At 72.6% G+C, this 5357-nt stretch carries 7 protein-coding genes and 1 pseudogene; 3 read left to right on the plus strand and 5 right to left on the minus strand.

Translation table 11 applies throughout. From position 1 onward, the window contains the following. Nucleotides 1-249: 249 nt before the first annotated feature. From AOK23_RS28010 to AOK23_RS50410, 3 genes and pseudogenes are all read right to left on the minus strand, one after another. Entirely contained in the window at nucleotides 250-867 is a 618-nt protein-coding gene (locus AOK23_RS28010; protein ID WP_240496595.1) for an SMI1/KNR4 family protein, read from the minus strand. A 633-nt stretch (nucleotides 868-1500) separates the two neighbouring features. Continuing rightward, entirely contained in the window at nucleotides 1501-1725 is a 225-nt protein-coding gene (locus AOK23_RS28015; RefSeq protein WP_055715399.1) for a heavy-metal-associated domain-containing protein, read from the minus strand. A gap of 97 nt (nucleotides 1726-1822) precedes the next feature. Then, nucleotides 1823-2078 (minus strand): annotated as a pseudogene (locus tag AOK23_RS50410) (GNAT family N-acetyltransferase); the annotation flags it as partial. A 16-nt stretch (nucleotides 2079-2094) separates the two neighbouring features. Here AOK23_RS50410 and AOK23_RS28020 point away from each other — a divergent pair. Beyond that, a complete protein-coding gene (locus AOK23_RS28020) occupies nucleotides 2095-2688 on the plus strand; it encodes a GNAT family N-acetyltransferase (protein WP_055715400.1) in 594 nt (197 codons plus the stop codon). Between the two features lie 116 nt (nucleotides 2689-2804). Here AOK23_RS28020 and AOK23_RS28025 read toward each other — a convergent pair whose 3' ends face one another. Both AOK23_RS28025 and AOK23_RS48095 read right to left on the minus strand, forming a co-directional pair. After that, nucleotides 2805-3452, minus strand: coding sequence for a DUF305 domain-containing protein (locus AOK23_RS28025; protein ID WP_055715401.1), 648 nt, complete (start codon nucleotides 3450-3452; stop codon nucleotides 2805-2807). A gap of 99 nt (nucleotides 3453-3551) precedes the next feature. Further along, nucleotides 3552-4010: a DUF6153 family protein gene (locus AOK23_RS48095; RefSeq protein ID WP_157878176.1), complete on the minus strand. Its 459-nt coding sequence runs from the start codon at nucleotides 4008-4010 to the stop codon at nucleotides 3552-3554. 165 nt (nucleotides 4011-4175) lie between these two features. On the opposite strand from AOK23_RS48095, the gene AOK23_RS28035 reads away from it, so the two are divergent. Together AOK23_RS28035 and AOK23_RS28040 are read left to right on the plus strand one after the other, a co-directional pair. Continuing rightward, nucleotides 4176-4544, plus strand: coding sequence for a BlaI/MecI/CopY family transcriptional regulator (locus AOK23_RS28035; RefSeq protein ID WP_055715402.1), 369 nt, complete (start codon nucleotides 4176-4178; stop codon nucleotides 4542-4544). Next, the coding region (locus AOK23_RS28040) for a M56 family metallopeptidase (RefSeq protein WP_055715403.1) at nucleotides 4541-5357 on the plus strand (817 nt) is incomplete at its 3' end. The genes AOK23_RS28035 and AOK23_RS28040, both read left to right, overlap by 4 nt.

The raw sequence follows: 5357 nt of genomic DNA on the forward strand, positions 1-5357 counted from the left end.
GACGCCCGGGCGTCTCCGCTCATGGGCGCGACCACCTGTCGTACGGCCTGGGACACGGGCGGCGATGTGTCAGCTCGCCTGCGAGGCTCACGTTCGTATGCGCCCACGGGGGCTCCTCCTTCTACTTTTGTCCGACGTGTCCGATCGTGACCCGCCCGACAGACTTACCGAAGCGGCCCACGTGCGGAAGAACCATGAGGGCAGCCGCCACGGCAATGTGTCCGGCGGTCCAGGGGCGCCTTCCGTCGCTCACCCGCAATTGAGCCGCTGGCGAGGGACGACGGGGGTCGATGGGTGGCGCGGCCAGTCCGGTGGCAGCAGGGCCCACGAACCGTGCCGCAGCCACTCCGCGAACCGGACCGGTCGGGCCGCGCCGAGATGGTCCAGGGACAACGGCACGATCCGGTCGCAGGTCGCGCGCCCGTCCCACCACACCGTGCCCGCCAGCGGGCCGGTCACTGCCAGTAGCGTGGAGAAGCCGCACCCATGCTCCTGCACGACCACGGCACCGGCGGTCTTCAAGTCCTCGAACTCGCCGGCCTCGTCGTCCCAGGCACGCCATGCGTCGGCGTACGCCGCCTCGTCCTCGAACGCCTCGGCCTGCGGCTCCCGCGCGGCCAACTCGTCGTCGGCCTCGTCATAGGAGTCGGGGTGGGGAAAGGGCACGGCCGGCAGAGCCCGCCTCGCCTCATCGTTCCCGGCCCACCACCAACCGCGATCGGTCCGCTCCAGCCGGGCCAGTGCTCCACCGGCGCTCACCTCGCGCAGGTAGTCCCGGTATTCCGGGGGAAGAGACACACCCAGTTCCTGCTCGGCCTCGGCTGTCTCGGCCTCGGTGAGGGGTGGCGGGGGTGGTTGCTGCCTCATGGGGCGAGTGTAGGCGCCCGCCGCAACTTGCCTGCCGTGTACGGGAGTTCGGTCCAATGCGGCTAAGGGTTTGCCGGGCACGCGCGACGGGCCGCTCGCTGTACGGCGGCCCAGTCTTGGCGGGCATCACCGGCTCACTGCCGCCGACGCCCGCAGAGTCAGCGTCGATCATCAGAACCTACGATCCCGCAAGGCATCCGCCGAGCGCCAGTCACCCGACATCAAGGCTCCCGCACCCCCGTCGACAACAAGAGCGTTCGACGAGCTCACGTTGGCGTACAGAGCCGAAAGGGCGCCCGTCAGCGGTGGGAGTCCTCTGGGACTTTTCTGGGACTTCCGGCCCCATCAACTGGCACGAACATGAAACAGCTGAAAGGTCATTCGCCCTGGTCAGCTGCCATCAGCCACGCATCGTCGCAGGTCAGCGCGTTCACTGGTCTCTTCCGGGACATCTGAGCGCCGTACGACCGGGACCGCCGCCAGCCGGGGAGTCGCGCGACGGGGGCGACGGGGCGGTGGTCCGGGCGGCCGGATCGCTGGTAGGAGTCGACCCTGGGGAGAAGGGCCACGGGCCGCCCCCGGCCAGGGCGACCGGGCCTCCGTTCAGGCGCGTCAGGCCGCCCGTTCAGTCGCTCACGCCGCCGTTCGGCGTACGACCTCCGCGACCTCGTAGCCCGCCTCGACGATGGCCGCGCGTACGGCGGCGTCCTCGACCCTGTCTCCCGAGACGATCACCAGGCCCGACCTGACGTCGACGTCGACGGCCGTGACGCCGACCACGCGTACGACCTCCTCGGTGATGCTCGTGGCGCAGTGGCCGCAGGTCATTCCGTCCACGGTGAAGATCTTGTCCGCCATCGGGTCGCTCCTGTCCTTCTCCTCCCCGGGCCGCCCCCCGAGGGGCCGGCGGCGCCGGGGCGTGTGGCACGGGGTACGGCCCGGCGGCCCGCCGTGTTCAGGGGGCCGGAGGTCGAGCGACCGCGAACCACAGTTCCGGCCGCTCCCAGGTGACCTTCGGCGGCACGGGCCCGACCGTGCCCACGCGCTCCGCGCCCATCCGCCGACAGAACCCCTCGGCGGCCGGATGGGACACCACCCGCACACCGGCCAGCCGCTGCCCGCGCCTGCCCGCGCATGTGGTTGCCCAAGAGTCGACCGACGCCCATGCCCTGTGTGTCGTCCGCGACGAACGCCAGGTCCAGCTCCGGCGGAGGCGGTGACGGGCCGATGAGCGTCCAGGTCCTCAAGGGCGCCGATGTCCTCGCCCACGCCGACGCACTGCGCTCCGTCTACGTCGACGTCTTCCGCGCCCCGCCCTGGAACGAGGACGAGAGCACGGGGGACGCGTTCGTGCGACGGTTGTCGGGGGATGCCGCGAGGGGCGGGTTCACCGCGGCGCTCGCGTTCGCCGGCGCGGAGGTAGCCGGGTTCGCCACCGCGTGGACCACCGGGACGCCCTTCCCCACGGGCCGCTGCTACCCGCAGGTGGCCGTCGGTCTGGGCCCCGAGCGCACCGCCGACTGGCTGTGCGGGGCCCTTGAGATCGACGAACTGGCCGTACGGCCGGGCGCCCGGGGCCGCGGCGTCGCCGGTGAACTGCTGGCGGCCGTCACCGCGGAGGCACCCGGGGGCCGCTCCTGGCTGCTGACGTCCACCCGGTCGCCCCGCGCCGTGTCCTTCTACCGCCACCGGGACTGGACCCAGGCGACGCACCCCTCCCCCGACGGCCAGGGCATCGTCGTCTTCCTGGGCCCCCACCATCCGGCCCGCAGCCTCGCGGCACTCCCGTCACCGCCGCCGGGAACAGCGGTGACGGGGTGACGGGGGTGACGGCGTGACAGTGGCGATAACGGAGACGGCGGCGGCGACGGTCCTGGCACGCCACCCACCGGCCGCCGCCCGGTACCCGCCACCCGCCGACCGCCGCCCCGCGAACGTCAGCTCCGGTCGAGCATCTTGTTCATCTGCTCGATCTCTGCGGTCTGGGCCGTGATGACATCGTCGGCGAGGTCGATCGCGGGGCCGTACTTCCCCTCGGCCTTCTCGGTCTCGGCCATCTCCACGGCGCCTTCGTGGTGCTCGACCATCAGCTTCAGGAACTTCTCGTCGAAGGCGGCGCCGGACGCCTTCTCCAGGTCTGCCATGTCTTCGGCGCTCATCATGCCGGGCATGCCGGACGCCATGTCGTGGTCCATGCCGGCCATGTCCTCGGGGACCTTCTCGCCCCAGGCGGTGAGCCAGCCGGACATCGTCTCGATCTCCGGGTCCTGGGCGCCCTTGATCTTGGTGGCGAGCTCCTTGACCTCCGGTGAGGCGGCGCGGCTGTCGGCGAGTTCGGCCATGTCCACGGCCTGGCGGTGGTGCTGGATCATCTCCTCGGCGAAGCCGACGTCCGCCTTGTTGTGGCCGCCCGCCCCGGCCTTGCCGGACGAACCGGCCTTGGGGGAGCCGGACTCGGAGGCCATCGAGCCCATGTCGTGGCTGTTGCCGTCGCTGTCGCCGCCGCACGCGGTCAGGACGAGGGCGGCGGCGCCGGCGGTGACGGTGAGGGCGGCACGACGGAGGAATCCGCGGGATGCGGTCATGGTGGTACTCCTGCGTTGTTCGGATCGAGAAGTCGGAAGAGGGGCGTTCCGGGGCACGGCGCCGTGGCCCGGTGGGCGTGCGGCGGCGTGCGGGCTTCTCTAGATCCGCAGAAGCTGGAGTTCGGCGAGGGACGGTGGCGCGCGGCCGCCTTCGGGGCCGGAGCCCGTCAACGACGGCCACACGTGCGCCCGTTCGGCCCACGTCACCACATCGGGCACCAGCACCGGCACCACTGCCGGGGCCTGGCCCACGGACGCCGAGGCACAGGTCGGGTCCGCGTGGTGCAGATGCCCCGTACCGCCGTCGGTGTCGTGACCGCACGCCCCCGGCATCGACACCCGAACGGGCGCCTCCGCGCCCGCACGCGTCGCGCCCGCCGTCATGCGGTCATGCCCGGCGGCGGCTTCGTGGAGCGCGGGGACCGGTCCGAGACCGTGCATGCCGAGCAGGCCCAGCAGCAGCGCGCACACGAGAAGGCCGCGGGCCCGCAGGGGCGGGCGCGGCCGGCGGTGCGGCGCTCCGAGGCCGGTCACGGCCTCGTCGTGGGCACGGTTCACGGGTCCCTTGCGTGTCGTGTGTGTCGGGTTTCGCTGGGGTGTGCCCGGGGTGCGCCGAGACACGGCTCGGCACCGATCACCCCGTGGACGGACCGCCAGTTCTACTAACCTACTATGGACTTACGTATTCGTTGTGCACGTCGGGTGGGGCGAGGGAGTCAGGGCATGCGCCGGCTGGGGGAACTGGAAGCGGAGATCATGGACCGCCTCTGGACGTGGAACCGTCCCGCGACGGTGCGCGAGGTCGTCGACGACATCAACCTGACCCGGCCCGTGGCCTACACGACGGTGATGACGGTCACCAACATCCTCTACAACAAGGGCTGGTTGCTGCGCGGCAAGCAGGGCCGAGCGTGGCTCTACTCACCCGTCCGCAGCCGCGAGGCCTACGCCGCCGCGCTGATGGAGGACGGTCTGGGTGCGAGCAAGGACCGCCCGGCCGCGCTGGTCCACTTCGTGGAGAACATGACCGAGGAAGAGGTGGCCGCCCTGCGCAAGGCCCTGCGGACCGTGGGACGACAGGCGAAGCCGTGAACGCGACGCCCGTCCTGGTCGCCTACACGGCCCTGGTGGGCTTCGTGGCCCCGCCGCTGCTCGTGCGGGCCGACTGGCCGCACCGGGCGCCCGCCGCCGCCCTCGCGGTCTGGCACGCGCTGGCCCTGTCGTTCTCGCTGGGCGTCGCGCTGACCGCGTACCACCTGGCCATGCCCGCCGGGCATCCGCACGCGGGCCTGCTGGGGCTGCTGCACTCCTGCGGGCTCGCCGTCCTCGGGAGCGGCGCCGATCCGCGGACCGCCGCCCGGGTCGCCGTGGCCCTGCCCGCCGCGCTGGGCCTCGCCCTCGCGGGGAGCTTCGCCTTCCACGCCGTACGGGCCCGCCGGGCACGGGCGCGGCACCGGCGGGCGGTGGATCTGGTGGGGCGCCGGTCGGCCCGGCTGGGTGCCGTCGTCCTGCCGTACGACGTGCCCGCCGCCTACTGTCTGCCGGGCCGCTCGCCCCGGATCGTGGTCAGTGACGGGGCCGTCCGTGAGCTGACGGCCGAGCAGCTCGGCGCCGTGCTGGAGCACGAGCAGGCCCATGTCACGGGCCGTCACCATCTGGTGCTGGCCGCCGCGGAGGCGTTCCACTCCGTCTTCCGTCGGCTGCCCGTGGCCCGCCATGTCCGGGAGCAGACGGCTCTGCTGCTGGAGATGGTCGCCGACGACCGTGCCCTGCACGGGCATTCCCGCGAGGCCCTGGCGACCGCGATGTACGAGATGGCGGCGGCGCGTGCCCCGCGGGGCGCGTTCGGGGCGGGCGGCCGGGCGGTGCTGATCCGGATGCGGCGCGTACTCGGCCCGCCCCGAA

This window comes from Streptomyces torulosus (assembly GCF_001419765.1).
Classification (GTDB): Bacteria; Actinomycetota; Actinomycetes; order Streptomycetales; family Streptomycetaceae; genus Streptomyces; species Streptomyces torulosus.

Excerpts from the sequence above, each read along its gene's own strand:
- AOK23_RS28015 (WP_055715399.1), bottom strand. The coding sequence starts at position 1,725 with ATGGCGGACAAGATCTTCACCGTGGACGGAATGACCTGCGGCCACTGC.
- AOK23_RS28035 (WP_055715402.1), top strand. The coding sequence starts at position 4,176 with ATGCGCCGGCTGGGGGAACTGGAAGCGGAGATCATGGACCGCCTCTGG.
- AOK23_RS28020 (WP_055715400.1), top strand. The coding sequence starts at position 2,095 with ATGAGCGTCCAGGTCCTCAAGGGCGCCGATGTCCTCGCCCACGCCGAC.
- AOK23_RS28010 (WP_240496595.1), bottom strand. The coding sequence starts at position 867 with ATGAGGCAGCAACCACCCCCGCCACCCCTCACCGAGGCCGAGACAGCC.
- AOK23_RS28025 (WP_055715401.1), bottom strand. The coding sequence starts at position 3,452 with ATGACCGCATCCCGCGGATTCCTCCGTCGTGCCGCCCTCACCGTCACC.